Annotated in this window: 10 protein-coding genes; 7 read left to right on the top strand and 3 right to left on the bottom strand. The window is 67.6% G+C overall.

What is annotated here, in order from left to right; translation table 11 throughout:
- Nucleotides 1-8: 8 nt before the first annotated feature.
- Nucleotides 9-1,730, bottom strand: a complete 1,722-nt coding sequence (locus tag SPYCW_RS01485; protein ID WP_120215268.1) for a M56 family metallopeptidase — start codon at nt 1,728-1,730, stop codon at nt 9-11.
- Nucleotides 1,727-2,104 (bottom strand): BlaI/MecI/CopY family transcriptional regulator, encoded by a 378-nt coding sequence (locus SPYCW_RS01480; protein ID WP_120215267.1) that lies wholly within the window; start codon nt 2,102-2,104, stop codon nt 1,727-1,729. Before SPYCW_RS01480 ends, SPYCW_RS01485 begins: the two co-directional genes overlap by 4 nt.
- 460 nt (nt 2,105-2,564) lie before the next feature.
- On the opposite strand from SPYCW_RS01480, the gene SPYCW_RS01470 reads away from it, so the two are divergent.
- The 3 genes from SPYCW_RS01470 to chrA all read left to right on the top strand — a co-directional run bounded on the left by SPYCW_RS01470 (nt 2,565) and on the right by chrA (nt 8,495).
- Nucleotides 2,565-6,119 (top strand): CHAT domain-containing tetratricopeptide repeat protein, encoded by a 3,555-nt coding sequence (locus SPYCW_RS01470; protein WP_172595396.1) that lies wholly within the window; start codon nt 2,565-2,567, stop codon nt 6,117-6,119.
- A gap of 58 nt (nt 6,120-6,177) precedes the next feature.
- The gene (locus tag SPYCW_RS01465) at nt 6,178-7,149 is read left to right on the top strand and encodes a magnesium and cobalt transport protein CorA (protein ID WP_120215265.1); all 972 of its coding nucleotides are present in this window, start codon (nt 6,178-6,180) and stop codon (nt 7,147-7,149) included.
- Between the two features lie 143 nt (nt 7,150-7,292).
- Complete coding sequence (gene chrA / locus SPYCW_RS01460; RefSeq protein ID WP_120215264.1) at nt 7,293-8,495, top strand: chromate efflux transporter; 1,203 nt, start codon at nt 7,293-7,295, stop codon at nt 8,493-8,495.
- Here the strand turns inward: chrA and SPYCW_RS01455 are convergent.
- The gene (locus tag SPYCW_RS01455; RefSeq protein WP_120218035.1) at nt 8,490-9,146 is read right to left on the bottom strand and encodes a glutathione S-transferase family protein; all 657 of its coding nucleotides are present in this window, start codon (nt 9,144-9,146) and stop codon (nt 8,490-8,492) included. The genes chrA and SPYCW_RS01455 overlap by 6 nt on opposite strands.
- 173 nt (nt 9,147-9,319) lie before the next feature.
- Between SPYCW_RS01455 and SPYCW_RS01450 the strand changes: the two genes are divergently transcribed.
- The 4 genes from SPYCW_RS01450 to SPYCW_RS01430 all read left to right on the top strand — a co-directional run bounded on the left by SPYCW_RS01450 (nt 9,320) and on the right by SPYCW_RS01430 (nt 16,476).
- Nucleotides 9,320-10,939, top strand: coding sequence for a CHASE domain-containing protein (locus SPYCW_RS01450; RefSeq protein WP_120215263.1), 1,620 nt, complete (start codon nt 9,320-9,322; stop codon nt 10,937-10,939).
- On the top strand, nt 10,923-14,735 hold the full coding sequence (locus SPYCW_RS19200) for a hydantoinase B/oxoprolinase family protein (RefSeq protein WP_232014789.1): 3,813 nt from the start codon (nt 10,923-10,925) through the stop codon (nt 14,733-14,735). Before SPYCW_RS01450 ends, SPYCW_RS19200 begins: the two co-directional genes overlap by 17 nt.
- A 131-nt stretch (nt 14,736-14,866) precedes the next feature.
- Nucleotides 14,867-15,541 (top strand): DUF969 domain-containing protein, encoded by a 675-nt coding sequence (locus tag SPYCW_RS01435; protein WP_120215262.1) that lies wholly within the window; start codon nt 14,867-14,869, stop codon nt 15,539-15,541.
- Nucleotides 15,538-16,476: a DUF979 domain-containing protein gene (locus SPYCW_RS01430; protein ID WP_120215261.1), complete on the top strand. Its 939-nt coding sequence runs from the start codon at nt 15,538-15,540 to the stop codon at nt 16,474-16,476. Before SPYCW_RS01435 ends, SPYCW_RS01430 begins: the two co-directional genes overlap by 4 nt.
- Nucleotides 16,477-16,497: the final 21 nt, after the last annotated feature.

The following is a 16,497-nucleotide window of genomic DNA, read 5'->3' as shown; positions in this document are numbered from 1 at the left end:
TCCGGGCGTCAGCTGGTTGGCGGCGCCGGTGGTTCGGGGGGTGCGGACGGTTCGGCCATTTCGATCCGCGCGACCCGGCCATCGCTGCTGCGCGCTTCCATCGTCATCCCGTCCGCGCTCATGCGGACCGTGGGGCCGCTTGCCGACCGCGCCACCGCCGACTTCGACCTGACGGTCGGTCGGGCTTTCGACGTCGCACGCAATTCGATCGCGTCGTCGGCGCTGCGCATCCGCACCCCGGCCTTCTGCATGTCGGTGACGAAGTCGCAATCGACCCCCATCGCGCGCAGCGCGATCACATCGTCGATGCCGATGTCGGGGAAATGCGATTTCATGTCGCGGGCAAAGGCGGGTTCGATGTGCAACGCCGAGGCGCCGATCAATTCGTCGACGTCCACGTTCGGAAAGATGTGCCGCATCTGCCGGATATAGGCGGGATCGACGCCGCTTGCGCGCGCCGAGATCAGCTCGTCCACATCCATCGACGCCCCCTCGGCGCGCATCTCGGCGGCATATTCGGCGGTGACCCCGACGGCGCGCAGGTTGATCAGCTGCTCGGCGCTCAGCTTCTCGGTCGATGCGGTCGCGGCGGCCTGATCCTCGGCATCGCCTTTCGCTGCTCCGGCAACGCGCGCCGACGCGATCGCCGATTTCCGCTCGGCCAGCGCCGCGGTCCGGTTATCCTTTGCGGCGATCTTTTCTTCGGCCGCGGTCGCCGAAAAGGCGGCCAGCGGCGCGGTTACGCCGGTCAGCACGACCAGGCTCATCAACACCCAGCTCGCGCTTGCCGGCCCGCGCTTCAGACTGGCGTCGAGCACGCGGGTGATTCGGCGTTTCAGGCTGCTCTTCGACGGCGCGACGCCATGCGCCGCCATCAGCGCCGCCTTATTGTCATGCCGCGCCGCGCCGACCAGCAGCGTCGCATAGTCGGGACCGTCGATGTCGGCCATCAGCACCGCGTCGTCGGCGGCCTCTTCGCGCAGCTGATGGCTCTCGCGCGCCAGCATCCAGACCAGGGGATTGAACCAGAAAATCGCGCAGGCGATGCGCGAGGCAAGCAGCTTGGCCCAGTCGAGCCGCGCGATGTGCGCCAGCTCGTGCGCGATGATCGCCTCTGCCTCGCCGACCGCCTGCGCCGCCTTCGGGCTCAGCACGATCGTCGACCGCAGCAGTCCCCAGCTGATCGGCGAGCGCAGTTCGTCGCTGACCAGCAACGCTGTGCCATGTTTGAAGCCCATCCGCCGCTGCGCCTCGGCGAGCGCCGACAGCCACGACCCGTCGACCAGAATTTCGGCGCGTCCGCGCATCGCGAACAGCCGCACCACCGCCAGCAACATCACTCCAAACAGCAGCGCGAGCGGGACAAGGTAGAGAAAGGGCGCAAGGTCGGCCCCCACCGACCAGCTGATCGGCGGCGATCCGGCGGTGTCCGCCACGACCGGGACGGATGTCGTCGCGGCCACCGGATCGACCGCCGATCCCCCCGTCGCGTTGCTCGAAACGGCTCGGGGCGCTGCCTCGGCGACCCAGCTCGCGGGCAGCGGCTGCCATATCGGCAGCGCCAGCGAGGCGGCCGGCAGCACCAGCAGCGCCAGCAGGCCGACATGCGCGACCAGCGACCGCTCGCCCGCCGAACGCGTCCGCGCCAGCCTCAGCAACGCCAGCGTCAGCCCGGCGATCAGCACCGACTTCCAGGCGAGCCCGATCAACATCGAAGCGGTGATCATCATTTCGCTCTCCCTTCGCGCGCCTGCCCGATCAGCTTTTCCAGCTCGTCGAGCTCATCCGCGCTCATTTCTTCCTGCATCCCCAGCAAGGCCGCGGCGGCGCTGGTCGCCGATCCGTTGAAAAACACCCGCACCACCTGGCTCAGCGCCGATTTGCGCGCGGTCTTGTCCGATACGCTCGGCGCATAGACAAAGCCGTTGTCCGACGCTTCGCGCGCCACAAACCCCTTCGCCTCGAGCCGCTTCAGCATCGCGCGGATCGCCGAGCCCGACAGTTCGTCGCTCAATGCCTCGCCGATCTCGGTCACGGTCGACGCGCCGCGCTCGTACAGAATATCGACAATTTCGCGTTCCCGCGGCGGCAAACTGGACAACATGCGACTCACCCCATGCGCTACATTTGTAGCGTGCTACATTTGTAGCGCCTGTTTGGCAAGGGGTTTTATTCAGGTAACACAGGTGGGCAGGCGCCGACGATCCTCCCTGTCGCGAAGCGATGGGGAGGTGGCAGCCCGCAGGGCTGGCGGAGGGGCCGACACCGATGAGGCCCGACGCAAGGCCGCTGCCTCTCCACCCCCGCTTCGCGGCGGTCCCCCTCCCCATGGCTGCGCCACAGCGAGGAATCGCGTCCAGTACCGTCGCACGCGCCCAGCCCAAATGTACCGGGTCATCATCTCGCCGCCTGCCAGTGATCCCCGTCACACCCCCGCAAATCGGCGCCTTCTAAACCCCAATTGCCACCCACCCGACGCTCCACCTGTGTGATCGCGCAAGGCCGCCACTGCCAATATCCAGATTTATCATTATTTTGACACAAGACAGGGAATACGCCGTCCCATGACCGACCTACGCCATCGCTTGCTTGCGCTGTTCCTCGCCGCCCCCTTGTGGACCGCCGCGCCCGCCGCATTTGCGCAGGACATGGCCCCCGCCAGCGCCGCCGCCCCCGCCCCCGCCACCGAGGCCAAGCCGCTCGACGCCGATCAGCAAAAGATGCTCGACCTGATCAACCGCGGCATGGAGCTTGAACGGGCAGGCAAGGTTGGCGAGGCGGGCGACGTCTATCGGCGCTGGATCGACGAAGCGACGAAACGCTATGGCGCCGACAATTTGATCACCAGCCTTGGTTATCGCGCGCTGGCATTCAACCTCGAGGAACAAAACCAGCTGAAGCACGCCGAAGCCAATTGGCGCCGCCTCCTCGCGATCAATAGCCGATACCTTGGGGCGCAGGACGATCAGACGCTCACCGCCACCGGCTTCCTCGCCACCAACCTAGCCAAACAGGGTCGCCCGGCCGATGCGCTGCCACTCCGCCGCGACCTGCTCGCCGCGCGCACCGCGCAATTTGGCCAGCAGCATGCAACGACGATAGCGGCGACCGGCAATCTCGCCGGACTGCTGGTCGAGCTGGGCGACATGCGCGGCGCGGAGAAATTGTTCCGTCAGGCACTTGCCGCCAATCTGGCGCTCCACGGCGAACAGCACCGCGAAACCGCGTCGCAATACGCCAATCTGGCGGTCACGTTGCGCAGTCTGGGGCAGTTCGAAGAAGCCGCGACGATGCTCGACAAGGCGCTGGCGATCGACGAGGCGATGACCGGCCCGAACGGCCCCGACGTCGCGCTGCATCACTATAACCGCGCGGTGAACTTTACCGAACTCGGGCGTTATGCCGACGCCGAAACCGCGGCGAACCGCGCGCTCGCGATCTGGCGCGCGACCAAGGGCGACGACAGCGTTCAGGCGGCGCTCGGCTATACCGTGCTCGGCTATAGCTACGGGCTGACCGGCCGCTTTGGCGAAGCCGAAACCGCCTATCGCAAGGCGCTGGACATCCGCTCAAAATCGCTGGGCGCGGCGCATCCGCTGACCGCCGAGGCGACGAACAACCTTGCGCTCAACATGGAAAATCGCGGCTTGCCGCCCACCGCCATCGAACCCTTGCTGCGCCAGGCACTCGACAGCACGCGCCGCGCCTATGGCGACAACAGCGAGCGCACCGCGACGATGTACGCCAATGTCGCGCATAATCTGAACCGGCAGGGCCGCTATGCCGAGGCCGAACCGATGTATCGGCGCGCGCTGGACATTCAGGGCGGCATCGCGGGCCGCGACCATCCCTCTTACGCCGCGACCCAGATCAATCTTGCCTATAATTTGCGCGACGCCGGCGACGCGGCACGCGCCGAACCGCTGATGCGCGAGGCGCTCGCCGTCTATCGCGCGAAGTTCGGTGAGGAGAATCCCGAAACCGCCTGGGCCTATCTCAGCCTCGGGACGACGCTCGGCGGGCTCGGGCGCCATGCCGAGGAGGCCGAGATGACCGGCAAGGCGCTCGCCATCCGTCGCCGCCTGCTGGGCGAAGATCACCCGCTGACCGCCGTCGCCTACAACAATGTCGGCGCGGCGCTGGTCCGCGGCGACCGCAGCGGCCCCGGCGACCGCGCCGCCGAACCCTATTATCGCCAATCGCTCGACATCCTGCGCCGCAACCTTGGCGAGACGCATATCGATACGGCACGCGCCTATGAAAATCTGGCGCTGACCCTGCTGCGCCAGGGCAAGGCCGCCGAGGCCGAGCCGCTGGCCGCCAAGGCGGTCGCGATCCTGCGCCGCCTGAACGAACAAAGCGCCGCGGGCAGCGGCGCGGTCGGGCTCGCGGCGCTCGACCGGCAGCAGGCCGCCCCCGACCGCGGTATTTTCACCACCTATGTGAACACCGCGTTCGGCCTGATGGAGGTCACCCCCGATGCCGCGCAGCAGGCGGAGATTCAGGACCGTGCCTTTCGCGCCGCGCAGGATGCGATTGCGTCCGCTTCGGGCCGCGCGGTGCTGCAAACCGCCGCGCGCAGCGCCGCCAAGACGCCGCAAATGGCCGAAGCGGTACGCCAGGAACAGGATCTTGCCGCCAAGGCGAACCTCATCGACAAAAATCTCCTCCGCGCTCTCGGCGGGCGCAAACCGGTCGAGGCGGCACGGCTGCGCGGCGAACTCGACACGGTACAGGCCGAGCTGGCCAAGGTGAGCGCGCTGATCGACAGCAAATATCCATCCTATCGCCAGCTCGTCGCGCCGCGCCCGATCAGCCTGGCCGAAGCGCGGCAGGCGCTGAAGCCGGGCGAAGCGCTGCTGCTCATGACCGAAGCGACAAACGCGCTGCACCTGTTCGTCGTCACCCCGACATCGGTCGGGTGGAGCCGTCCGGGCAAAGAGGTCGCGGTTGTCCTGAAACAGATTTCCGATCTACGCTGCGACGTCGATTTCGCCACCTGTTCGGCGGCGCGCAAGGCCGAGCTCGACGCGCTGCCGATGTCGGCGCTCGAACTCGAAGGCCATCGCCGCTTCGATCTCGACACCGCCAACGCGCTCTACAAACTGTTGATCGAACCGGTCGAGCCGCTGCTGAGGGACAGCCAGCGCATATATGTCGCCAGCTCGGGCAAGCTCGGCGACCTGCCGCTGGCGATGCTGTCGGCGACCGCGCGGCCCGCGGGCGCCGACATCGCCGATCCCGACACGCTGGCGCGCGCCGCGTGGCTGTCCGACCGTTTCGCCTTCACCAGCCTGCCTGCCGTCGCCGCGCTGACCTTGACCCGCGATCCGCCGCGCGATCGCCGCCGCAACAGTTTCCGCGGTTACGGCGCCCCGGTGCTGGTCGGCGGCGACACCGGATCGCGCGCCGCGCGCGGCATCGCGGTATTCGACGCCGTGTCGCCATCGGGCGCGCCGCTCGCCGACCCCGATGTACTACGCCGCCTCGCGCCGTTGCCCGGGACCAAGGTCGAGCTGGCGGCAATGGCACGTTTGTTCGGCGTCGCGCCGGGCAGCCTGACGATCGACGGCAAGGCGACCGAGACGGCGCTGCGCCAGGACCCCGCGCTCGCGACCAGCGAAATCGTCGCGATTGCCACCCACGGGCTGCTCCCCGACCCGTCGATCGGCTTCAGCGAGCCGGGGCTGGTGCTGACCCCGCCACCCACGGCCAGCGACATCGACGACGGGCTGCTCACCGCGACCGAAGCGGCGCGCTTGACCCTGTCAGCCGACTGGGTGATCCTGTCGGCGTGCAACACCGCTTCGGCCGAAAATTCGGGCGGCGGCGACAGCCTGTCGGCGCTCGCGCGCGGTTTTCTCTACGCCGGGGCCGACGCGCTGCTCGCCAGCCACTGGCGCGTGTCGGACGATGCGACCGCGGTGCTCACCGTCGAAACGCTGCTGGCGCGGCGCAACAACCCGGCGCTGTCGCGCGCGCAAGCGCTGCAACAGGGCATGGCCGCGGTGCGCAGCGGCAAGCGCGCCGACGGCAGCGCGATCGCGGGCTGGAAAGCCGAATGGGCGCACCCCGCCGCCTGGGCTTCCTTCACCAACATCGCCAACCGCGACGATTGATTTCCCTTCGGTGTGGCGCCCATTATAGCGGCGCCACACTGAACGGAGTAACCCGCCGATGCCGATCATGGCCGCCCGCGTTTATCATGACGGCAAGCTCGTCCGCGACATCGGTCCCGACGAGGAACTGCCCGACGATTGCGCCGAGGGCGATTTCTTCTGGCTTGGCCTCTACGAGCCGACCCCGGGCGAGCTCGAGGGCATCGCCAAACGCTTCGGCCTCCATCCGCTCGCGGTCGAGGATGCGACCAAGGCCAAGCAGCTGCCCAAGGTCGAAGTCTATGGCGACCAGCTGTTCATCATCGCCAGCACCGGCAACCTCGGCGGCGGGACGATCCAGTCGGGCGAGACGGCGATCTTTGTCGGGCGCCACTTCATCGTCACCGTCCGCCACGGCTCCGCCCGCACCCACAGCGAGGTGCGGGCGCGGCTCGAAACCCTGCCCGCCAAGCTCGCGCACGGCCCCGATTATGTCCTCTATGCCATCCTCGATTTCATCGTCGACGGCTATTTCCCGCTGATCGACGCGATCGAGGACCGGATGCTGCTGGTCGAGGACAGCGTGATGGACACCCCGCTCGACGCCGCCGAAATCCGCCAGCTTTATGCCCAGCGCCACGAAGTCATCCGGTTTCAGCGGCTGGCCGGATTGATGAAAGACGTCGCCGGGCGCCTCGCGGGCGAGGATGACCTGCCCTGTATCGACCCCGCGGTGCGTCCCTTCTTTCGCGACATCTGGGATCATGTCCAGCGTGCCGAGTTCCGCCTCACCGGCCTCCGCGATGTCGCCGCGTCGGTGATCGAAACCAACGGGATGCTCGAACAGCAACGCCAGGGCGTCATCACCCGCCAGCTCGCCGCCTGGGCCGCGATCCTTGCGGTGCCGACCGCGATTGCAGGGATTTACGGCATGAATTTCGAATTCATGCCCGAACTCGACTGGGCCTTCGGCTACCCCTTTGCGCTGGCCCTGATTTTCGGCGGCTCGGGGCTGGTCTTCTGGCGCTTCAAAAGCATCGGCTGGCTTTAGAAACCCGGCTTGACAGCGCGGCGTGCCTTCGATGATAGGCGGGGTAACGGGCCGACGCGGACGCCCGTTCAGACGGCCAAGAACAGTTCGGCGCCGTCCAAGTCCGCTCCACCCGCCGCATCCGCGGCGCTCGGAGCGTTGATATGAGCCTTCTCCCCACCCCCACCGAACCGTCGCAGCTCAGCCTGCCCGCGCTGTTCCTCAAATTCCTGCGTTTTGGCGCGCTCGCCTTCGGCGGCCCGGTCGCGCAGATCGCGATGATCCGCCACGCGCTCGTCGATCAGGAACGCTGGATCGATTCGGCGCGCTTCAACCGCCTGCTCGCGGTGCTGCAGGTCCTGCCCGGCCCCGAAGCGCATGAACTGTGCGTCCATTTGGGGATGATCGCGCGCGGGCGGATCGGCGGCCTGCTCGCCGGGCTCGGCTTCATGCTCCCCGGCCTCTTGCTGATGCTGCTTGCGGGCTGGCTCTATGTCACCTGGATCGCAGGCGACCCCGGGCTGACCGGCGTCCTGCTCGGGGTGCAGATCGCCGTACTGGCGATCATCCTGCGCGCCGTCGTCCGCATCGGCCAGCACATCATCGAAGATCGCCTGCTCGCCGGAATCGCCGTCGCCAGCCTGCTCGCGACCCTCGCTGCGGTGCCCTTCTGGATCCCGCTCATCGCGGGCGGGCTTGTCTATGCCGCGGCGCAGCGCCAGCTCGTCGCGCTCGCCGTCGGCATTGCCGCGATCGGCGCCGCCTTCGCCGCGCACCAATTTGCGATCCCCAACCCCGGCGCGGCGCTCGTCGCCGGTACCGCGGATGCGCCGATCACCCTGCTCGCGCTGTTCATCGCAGGATTGAAGGGCGGCCTGCTGACCTTCGGCGGCGCCTATACGGCGATCCCCTATGTCCGCGCCGACACCGTCGGGCGCGGCTGGATCGACGATGCGACCTTCCTCGACGGCGTCGCGCTCGCCGGGATACTGCCCGCGCCGCTCGTCATCTTCGCGACCTTCGTCGGTTATGTAGTCGGCGGCCCCGGCGGCGCGCTCGCGATCACCGTGGGGATGTTCCTGCCCGCCTTCGCTTTCTCATTGATCTTCTTCGAACGGCTGGAGGCGGTAGTCGAAAACCCCGCGCTCCACCGCCTGCTCGCCGGGGTCGCCGCCGCCGTGGTCGGTGTCATCGCCGCGACCTTCGTCCAGCTCGGCGAAGTCACCGCCGCGCGCGCTACCGCCCCGCTGCCCGCGATCCTGATTTTCGCACTCGCGCTCACCGCCGTCTGGCGGATCAAGGGCGCGTGGGTGACCCCGGCGATCATCGCCGCCGCGGCGCTGGCGGGGTGGCTGCTCGCGTTATGACGCGGGGGCCAGCACCCGCGCCATCATCCGTTCTTCCTTGGCGATCCACGGCGCGATGCTCGGGCGCGACAGGATCGCCTCGCTCCACGCCGCCGCCTTCGGATAGGCCGCGGCATCGACCCCGCAGCCGCAGTGGCGCAGGTTCATCAGCGGCGACGCGACCGCCAGGTCGGCAAGGGTCAGCCGGTCGCCGACCAGAAACCCCGAAGCCGGGATCGCGCTTTCCAGATAGGTGAGCAGCTTTGGCAGTTCCTCGCTCTCCGCCAGCGCCGCCGCCGCCAGATCGCCCTCGCGCCCCAGGAATTTCGGCGCGACGATGCGGTTGAAGAACATCTTGCCGCCACATGCCGCTAGCACCGTGTCGCCAAATTCGTCCCACCAGATCACCCGCCCGCGTTCTTGCGGATCGGCGGGGATCAGCGCGGGTTCGGGATATTTCGCCTCCAGATAGTGGATGATCGCGCTCGAATCGGCGAGCGTGAAGCCATCATCCTCCATCGCCGGCATCTTGCCCAGCGGCGACGCAGCGCGGAACCCCGGGTCGGGATCGCCGATACCGACGCCCTTCAGCTCGAAATCGATCCCCTTCTCGCCCAGATACGCCAGCAATTTGCGCACGAACGGCGACACCAAAGATCCGTAAATAATCATCGCGCCACGCTCCTTTTTTGTTGCTGACAGCATAGAGAAAAGGTTGCTGTCCGCAACCCATTCAAGCGAATTTCACCGCCTCGCGAAATATTCTTGCCAACGACCGCGCCGCGTGGAACATCGACGATTGCGAGGGGGGCGCTGCCGCGGCAGCCAGCAGGCAGGAATATTGAATGCGCCCTAATTCTTGGGCAGATCGGCTGTTGGCGCTGCTGGTCCGGTTCGTCGGGCTGGTCATCCTTTTGGCAACGCTCGCCGCCGCGACTGCAAGTTTCCTCTACAACCAGTCCGAAGAGGCCGATCGCGCCGAGCGCGTGGCAGCGCAAGTCAACATGCGCCTGCACGATCATGTCGCGGTGCTGAAAGGCGTCCGCGCGCTCTATCAATCCGACGCCGCCGCCAGCGGCCCCGGCATCCGCGCCTATCTCGCCGCGCTCCAGCCGCAGGTGCAGGCGCCGGGGATGGAGGGTGTGGGCATTGCCGCTGCAATGCGCGCCGACACCCCCGCCGCGGTCGAGGCAAAGCTGCGCGAAAATTACGGCCGCGACATCAAGGTATGGCCAATGACCGACCAGCCCGTCGGCTTTGTCGTCGTCCTCGTCGAACCTTTTACCCCGCGCCGCAACGCCGCGCTGGGGTTCGACATGTACAGCAATCCGACGCGCCGCGCCGCGATGCGCCGCGCCTGGCAGACCGGCCAGCCGGCGGCGAGCGGCATCGTCCAGCTCGCGCAGGAAAAGGGCGTGAAGGTCAAACAGCCGGGATTTCTGATTTACGTGCCCGTCTATGCGCGCGCTCCGGCAGGGACGAACCCCGAAACTATCGCGACCTCGGGCGACAGCCGCCCGATCGAAGCCTTCGTCTATGCCCCGTTCCGTACCAACGACATGATGAAGGCGGTGCTCGGAACGCAGCTCGACGCCATCGACGGCATCGAAATCTTTGCCGGGGAAGGCCCGTCGGCCCCGCTCGTATTTCGCAAGGGAACGATGGGCTGGGACGCGCAGGAACAGATATTGCACGTCGCCGATCGGCAATGGACGATGCGAATCTCCTATGGCCGCCTGCTCGAACGGCTCGGACGCCCGATCGCTATCCTGATCTTCGGCATCGCGCTCGCGCTGCTCGCAACCCAGCTCCACCGCGTCCAGCGGCGCCGCATCGACGCGTTTCAGGCGCTCGCCGCCGAAAAGGCGCGCCATGCCGAAGACCGCGAGCTGATGATCGGCGAGATGGCGCACCGGATGAAAAACGCCTTTGCGCGGATCGGCGCGCTGGCGCGCATCACCTTGCGCGAATCGGCCAGCCTCGACGAGTTTGAAGCCAAGTTCGACGGGCGCATGCGCGCGCTGTCTGATGCCAAGCAGATGCTGGTCACCGGCGCCGTCGACAATGTCGAACTTGGCAAGATCGTCCGCCGGGAACTCGAACTCGCCGGCTGGCCATCCGACCGGCTGGCCGCGACCACCGGACCCGACGTCCGTCTCGACGACGAGGGCGCGCAGGCGCTGTCGCTCGCGATCCACGAATTTGTCACCAACAGCATCAAATATGGCGCACTGTCCGGGCAGGGCGACCTTGCCGTCGCGTGGCGCCGCGACGGCGGCGACGTCGAATTCAGCTGGATCGAAACGGGCCTGCCCGAAACCCCGCAGATCGACAGCGAAAGTTTCGGCACCCACTTCATCCGTTCGCTGATCGAGCGGCAGCTGAAGGGGCATTGGCAGCGCAGCGCCGCCGACCACGGCCTTTCGATCACCATCCGCTGGCCCGACCGTGAACCTGCGCGCTGACAATCGCTGGCAGATCTGGATCGACCGCGGCGGCACCTTCACCGACGTCGTCGCGCGGTCTCCCGACGGCGCCGTCGTCACCACCAAATATCTGAGCGAAGATCCCGCGCGCCCCGGCGACGCCGCGGTCGGCGCGATCCGCGACCTGACCGGTGCAGGCGATGGCGCGCTGCCGCCGCTCGCGATCCGCATGGGCAGCACGGTGGCCACGAACGCGCTGCTCGAACGCAAGGGCGAACCAACCTTGCTCGCGATCACCCGCGGTTTCGGCGACGCGCTGACCATCGGCTATCAGGACCGCCCCGAGCTCTTCGCGCGCAAACTCGACCGCACGCAGCCGCCGCACGCCATGGTGGCCGAAATCATCGAGCGCGTCGGTCCCGAGGGCGACGTCTTGACCCCGCTCGACGAAGCCGCCGCCCGCGCATCGCTGCAGGCCGCCCGCGACCAGGGGCTCACCAGTATCGCGATCGTGCTGATGCACGGCTATCGCTACCCCGCGCACGAAGCGCGCCTCGCCGCCATCGCCGCCGAGCTTGGCTTCGCCCAAGTCTCCACCAGCCACGACGTCAGCGCCCTGATCAAGCTGGTCGGTCGCGGCGACACCACCCTCGCCGACGCCTATCTCTCGCCCGTCCTCCATCATTATGTGCGGCAATTCATTGCCCAGTTGGGGGACGGCGCGGCGCCGCAATTCATGAAAAGCTCGGGCGGCCTCGCCGCCGCGGCCGCCTTCCACGGCCGCGACGCGATCCTCTCCGGCCCCGCGGGCGGCATCGTCGGCATGGTCGGCAGCGCCGCGCCGCTCGGCAAGACCCGCCTCATCGGCTTCGACATGGGCGGCACCTCGACCGACGTCAGCCATTATGCCGGGCGGCTCGAGCGCGATAACGAGACCATCGTCGCGGACACCCGCATCCGCGCCCCGATGCTGCGCATCCATACCGTCGCGGCGGGAGGCGGCTCGATCTGCCGCTGGGACGGCGCGCGCCTGTCGGTCGGCCCCGAAAGCGCCGGTGCCAACCCCGGCCCCGCCGCTTATGGCCGCGGCGGGCCATTGACAGTCACCGACTGCAACGTGCTGCTCGGCAAGATCCAGCCCGATCATTTCCCCAAACTCTTCGGACCCGCAGGCGACCAGCCGCTAGACCGCGAAATCGTCGGGCAAAAATTCGCCGCGATGGCAGCCGAAGTCGGAAACATCACCCCCGAGGCGCTCGCCGAAGGCTTGCTCGCGATCGCCGTCCAGCAGATGGCGAACGCGATCAAGCGCATCACCATCGCGCGCGGCCACGACGTATCGCAGGGTTACAGCCTCGTCGGTTTCGGCGGCGCCGCGGGCCAGCATGTCTGCCTGGTTGCCGACGCGCTCGGGGTCGACGAGATCCTGCTCCACCCGCTCGCCGGGGTGCTCTCGGCCTATGGCATGGGGCTCGCGCGCCCGTCGGCAATCCGCGAACGCACGCTGGCGCTGACGCTCGACGACAATTGCGCCGCCGCCCTCGCCGCGGTCGAAGCCGATCTGTCGGACGCGGCGCGCGCCGACCTGTCGCCCGACGCCGACATCACCCGCGAAACCCTGATCTTCGTCCGCCTCGCCGACAGCGACAATGCGATCGAGCTCCCCTTGGCGCCGCCCGCCGAGGTCGCCGCCGCCTTCGCCGCCGCCTTCCGCCAGCGCTTCGGCTACGCCCCGCACAACAATCTCGTCGTCGACCGCATCCGCGTCGAGCTGACCGAAGCGGGCGATGCGCAGGCCGCGCTGCCCCCTCCGACATCCGGCGCTGAAACCACCCCCGAAACCGTCACCGCTTGGCTCGCAGGCGCAGCGCACGACGTCCCGCTTCACCAACGCATCAACCTCGCGCCCGGTCGCAGCGTCGCCAGTCCCGCGATCATCATTGACGCGCTCTCGACGACGGTAATTGAACCGGGTTGGACGGCGACGGTCGAACATGAAGGGTCGCTGCGCGTGACGAGGTCGCTACGGGCGTCCCGCAAGGCCGATGCGCCGCCAAAAGGGTTCGCACAAAGACACAAAGACACAAATACGGAACAAGGCGCCGACAGGCGCTATCCCAAAGCCGGCATGGACCTGGCGCCAGAAGCAAAGACCGGAAAGACGCGTCACGCGCCATCTTTCTTCGTGTCTTTGTGTCTTCGTGCGAAATCCTTCCTGGGTCTGACGCCAAAGGACGACCCGCTGTTCGAGCGCATCACCGAACCCGACCCCATCCGCCTCGAAATCTTCAACAGCCTGTTCATGGCGATCGCCGAGGAAATGGGCGGCGCGCTCCAGCACAGCGCCTCGTCGATCAACATCCGCGAAAGGCTCGATTTCTCCTGCGCGATCTTCGACGGTGACGGCCGCCTCGTCGCCAACGCGCCGCATATGCCCGTCCACTTGGGCTCGATGGGCGAAAGCGTCCGCACCATCCTGCGCCAGCGCGGCCCCGGCGCCGACGGCCAGCCTCGCGACGGGCGCGGCCTCCGCCCAGGCGACGCCTACGCCCTCAACGCCCCTTATGATGGCGGCACCCACTTGCCAGACATCACCGTCATCATGCCGGTGTTCGTCGCCAGACAGGACACCCCCGCCTTCTTCGTCGCCGCACGCGGGCATCACGCCGATCTTGGCGGCATCGCGCCCGGATCGATGCCGCCGAACAGCCGCAGCATCGACGATGAGGGCATCATCTTCGACAATATGCTGCTCGTCGACGACGGGCATTTCCGCGACGCCGCGGTCGCCGCGCATCTGGGGGACAGCCCGTTCCCCGCACGCAACCCGGCGCTCAACATCGCCGATCTGAAGGCACAGGTCGCCGCGTGCCAGCGCGGCGCCAGCGCGCTCGCCGACCTCAGCGCCGCGCATGGCGCCGCCACCGTCGCCGCCTATATGGCGCATGGTCAGCGCCAAGCCGAAACTGCGGTCCGCCAGCTGCTTGCGCGCCTCGACGATGGCCAGTTCCGCTACGCGATGGACAATGGCGCCGAGGTCGTCGTCGCGGTGACGGTCGATCGCGCCGCGCGCCACGTCACCATCGACTTCACCGGCTCCAGCGCCACCCTGCCCGACAATTTCAACGCGCCGCTGCCCGTCGTCCGCGCTGCCGTCCTCTACGTCCTGCGCACGATGCTCGATGATCCGATCCCGATGAACGAGGGGTGCCTCGCCCCCGTCACCCTGATCGTGCCCGAAAATTCGATGCTCTCGCCCCGCTATCCCGCCGCGGTCGTCGCGGGCAATGTCGAAACCAGCCAGGTCATCACCGACGCGCTGTTCGCCGCCTTCGGCGCGATGGCGCCCGCGCAAGGGACGATGAACAATTTCACCTTCGGCAATGAGACGCATCAATATTATGAAACGATAGCGGGCGGATCGGGCGCCGGGCCGGGTTTCGACGGCACCAGCGTCATCCAGACGCACATGACCAACAGCCGCATGACCGACCCCGAAGTGATGGAAATGCGCTTTCCCGTGATCGTCGAGGAATTTTCGATCCGCCAGGGCTCGGGCGGCGAAGGCCAATGGCGCGGCGGCGACGGCGCCACCCGCCGCATCCGCTTCCGCGAACCAATGGCCGCGAACATCCTCGCCAACCGCCGCGCGGTCGCGCCGCGCGGGCTGGCGGGCGGCAGCGACGCCGCGCCGGGGCGCAACTGGGTCGAACGTCGGGATGGGTCAGTCGAGATGCTTGGCGCAACCGGCAGCGCAGATTTGACCGCCGGCGACGCTTTCGTAATCGAAACGCCGGGCGGCGGTGGGTTTGGTCGAGCGGGAGAAGACGAATGATCGACAGCCCCGCTTTGCCGTTCCCCGGCGAAAGCCGGGGCCCAGGGCGTGGTAAAGCCAGCCTTGCGTCCGGCAGCCCTTGGACCCCGGCTTACGCCGGGGAACAGTTTTGCTGATAGGGAAACCCAGCCATGCTCGTCCTGATCGGCATCCTCATCATCATCGCGGGCTTTGTCCTCCGCTTCAATCCTTTGCTCGTCATCATGGCCTCAGCGCTCGCGACCGGTCTCGCCGCGGGGCTCGACATCGCCGCGATCATCGCCGCTTTCGGCAAGGCGTTCAACGACACCCGCTATGTCAGCATTATCTGGATCGTCCTCCCCGTCATCGGCCTCCTCGAAGCTTATGGCCTCCAGCAACACGCGCGCACCCTGATCGGCCGCATGAAGGGCGCGACGCTCGGCCGCCTGCTGACCGGCTACCTCTTGCTCCGTCAGGGCATGGCCGCGGTCGGTCTCACCTCGGTCGCGGGGCATGCGCAGACCGTCCGCCCGCTCGTCGCCCCGATGGCCGAAGCCGCCGCCGAGGCCGCCAACCCCGCACTGACCGACGACCAGCGCGAAGAGATCAAGGCGCAGTCCGCCGCGACCGACAATATCGGGCTGTTCTTCGGCGAAGACATCTTCCTCGCGATCGGTTCGATCCTGCTGATGAAGGGCGTGCTCGAAGGCTATGGTTATCAGATCGAGCCGCTGCATTTCTCGCTCTGGGCGATCCCGACCGCGATCGCGGCCTTCCTGATCCACGGTTTTCGCCTCCGCCGCCTCGACCGGCGCATGGCGGCCAAGACGGAGGCGGCGGCATGATCACCCTCGGCTTCGTTTACGTCCTCGCCGGCCTGACCTTCGCGCTGTTCGCGCTGCTCGGCGCGATGGACCGCAGCAACCCCAAACGCCTCGGCAACGCCGCCTTTTGGGGATTGCTGGCACTGTCGATGCTTGGCGGCGATTATCTCGGCGATTTCGGCAACGGCCTCCTCGTCCTCGCGCTCGTCGCGATCGCGGGCACCGGCCAGATCGGCCGCGCCCCCGGCGGCGACATCCCCGCCGATGTACAGGCGGAGCGCGCCGCAAGGCATGGTCCCTTCCTCTTGTTCGTCGCGCTGATCATCCCCGCCGCCGCGCTCGCCGGCACCTTTTTGTTCAAATGGCTCCCTGGCCTCGCCGACCCCAAGCAGGCGACGCTCATCTCGCTCGCGCTCGGCGTGCTCATCGCGCTCGCGGTTGGCATGGCGCGGCTCAAGCCCCCGCTCCTGCTCCCCGCCCAGCAGGGGCGCCGCCTGCTCGATTCGGTCGGCTGGGCCGCGATCCTGCCGCAGATGCTCGCCAGCCTTGGCGCGGTGTTCGCCCTCGCCGGGGTTGGCGAAGTCGTCGGCGATCTCATCGGCACCGCGATTCCGCAGGGCAGCCTGTTCGGCGCCGTCCTCGCCTTCGGGCTCGGCATGGCATTGTTCACGATGGTGATGGGCAACGCCTTCGCCGCTTTCCCGGTGATGCTCGCCGCGGTCGGCATGCCGCTTTTGATCAAGCAATATGGCGGCGATCCCGCGGTCGTCGCCGCGATCGGCATGCTCGCCGGGTTCTGCGGCACGCTGATGACCCCGATGGCGGCGAACTTCAACCTCGTCCCCGCCGCGCTGCTCGAACTCAAAAATCCCTATGGCGTGATCAAGGCGCAAATCGGCACCGCGCTGCCGCTGCTCGCGGTGAATATCGTCTTCATCTGGCTCTTCGCTTTTTAAATCCTCCCTGTCGCGCAGCGA

This window comes from Sphingopyxis sp. EG6 (assembly GCF_003609815.1).
Lineage (GTDB): Bacteria > Pseudomonadota > Alphaproteobacteria > Sphingomonadales > Sphingomonadaceae > Sphingopyxis.
The sequence above is the reverse complement of the archived record's forward strand: the minus strand, read 5'-3'. Positions and strand labels throughout refer to the sequence as shown.

Coding starts and splice junctions, on each gene's coding strand:
- SPYCW_RS01485 (WP_120215268.1), bottom strand. CDS start 1,730: ATGATGATCACCGCTTCGATGTTGATCGGGCTCGCCTGGAAGTCGGTG.
- SPYCW_RS01480 (WP_120215267.1), bottom strand. CDS start 2,104: ATGTTGTCCAGTTTGCCGCCGCGGGAACGCGAAATTGTCGATATTCTG.
- SPYCW_RS01470 (WP_172595396.1), top strand. CDS start 2,565: ATGACCGACCTACGCCATCGCTTGCTTGCGCTGTTCCTCGCCGCCCCC.
- SPYCW_RS01465 (WP_120215265.1), top strand. CDS start 6,178: ATGCCGATCATGGCCGCCCGCGTTTATCATGACGGCAAGCTCGTCCGC.
- chrA (WP_120215264.1), top strand. CDS start 7,293: ATGAGCCTTCTCCCCACCCCCACCGAACCGTCGCAGCTCAGCCTGCCC.
- SPYCW_RS01455 (WP_120218035.1), bottom strand. CDS start 9,146: ATGATTATTTACGGATCTTTGGTGTCGCCGTTCGTGCGCAAATTGCTG.
- SPYCW_RS01450 (WP_120215263.1), top strand. CDS start 9,320: ATGCGCCCTAATTCTTGGGCAGATCGGCTGTTGGCGCTGCTGGTCCGG.
- SPYCW_RS01435 (WP_120215262.1), top strand. CDS start 14,867: ATGCTCGTCCTGATCGGCATCCTCATCATCATCGCGGGCTTTGTCCTC.
- SPYCW_RS01430 (WP_120215261.1), top strand. CDS start 15,538: ATGATCACCCTCGGCTTCGTTTACGTCCTCGCCGGCCTGACCTTCGCG.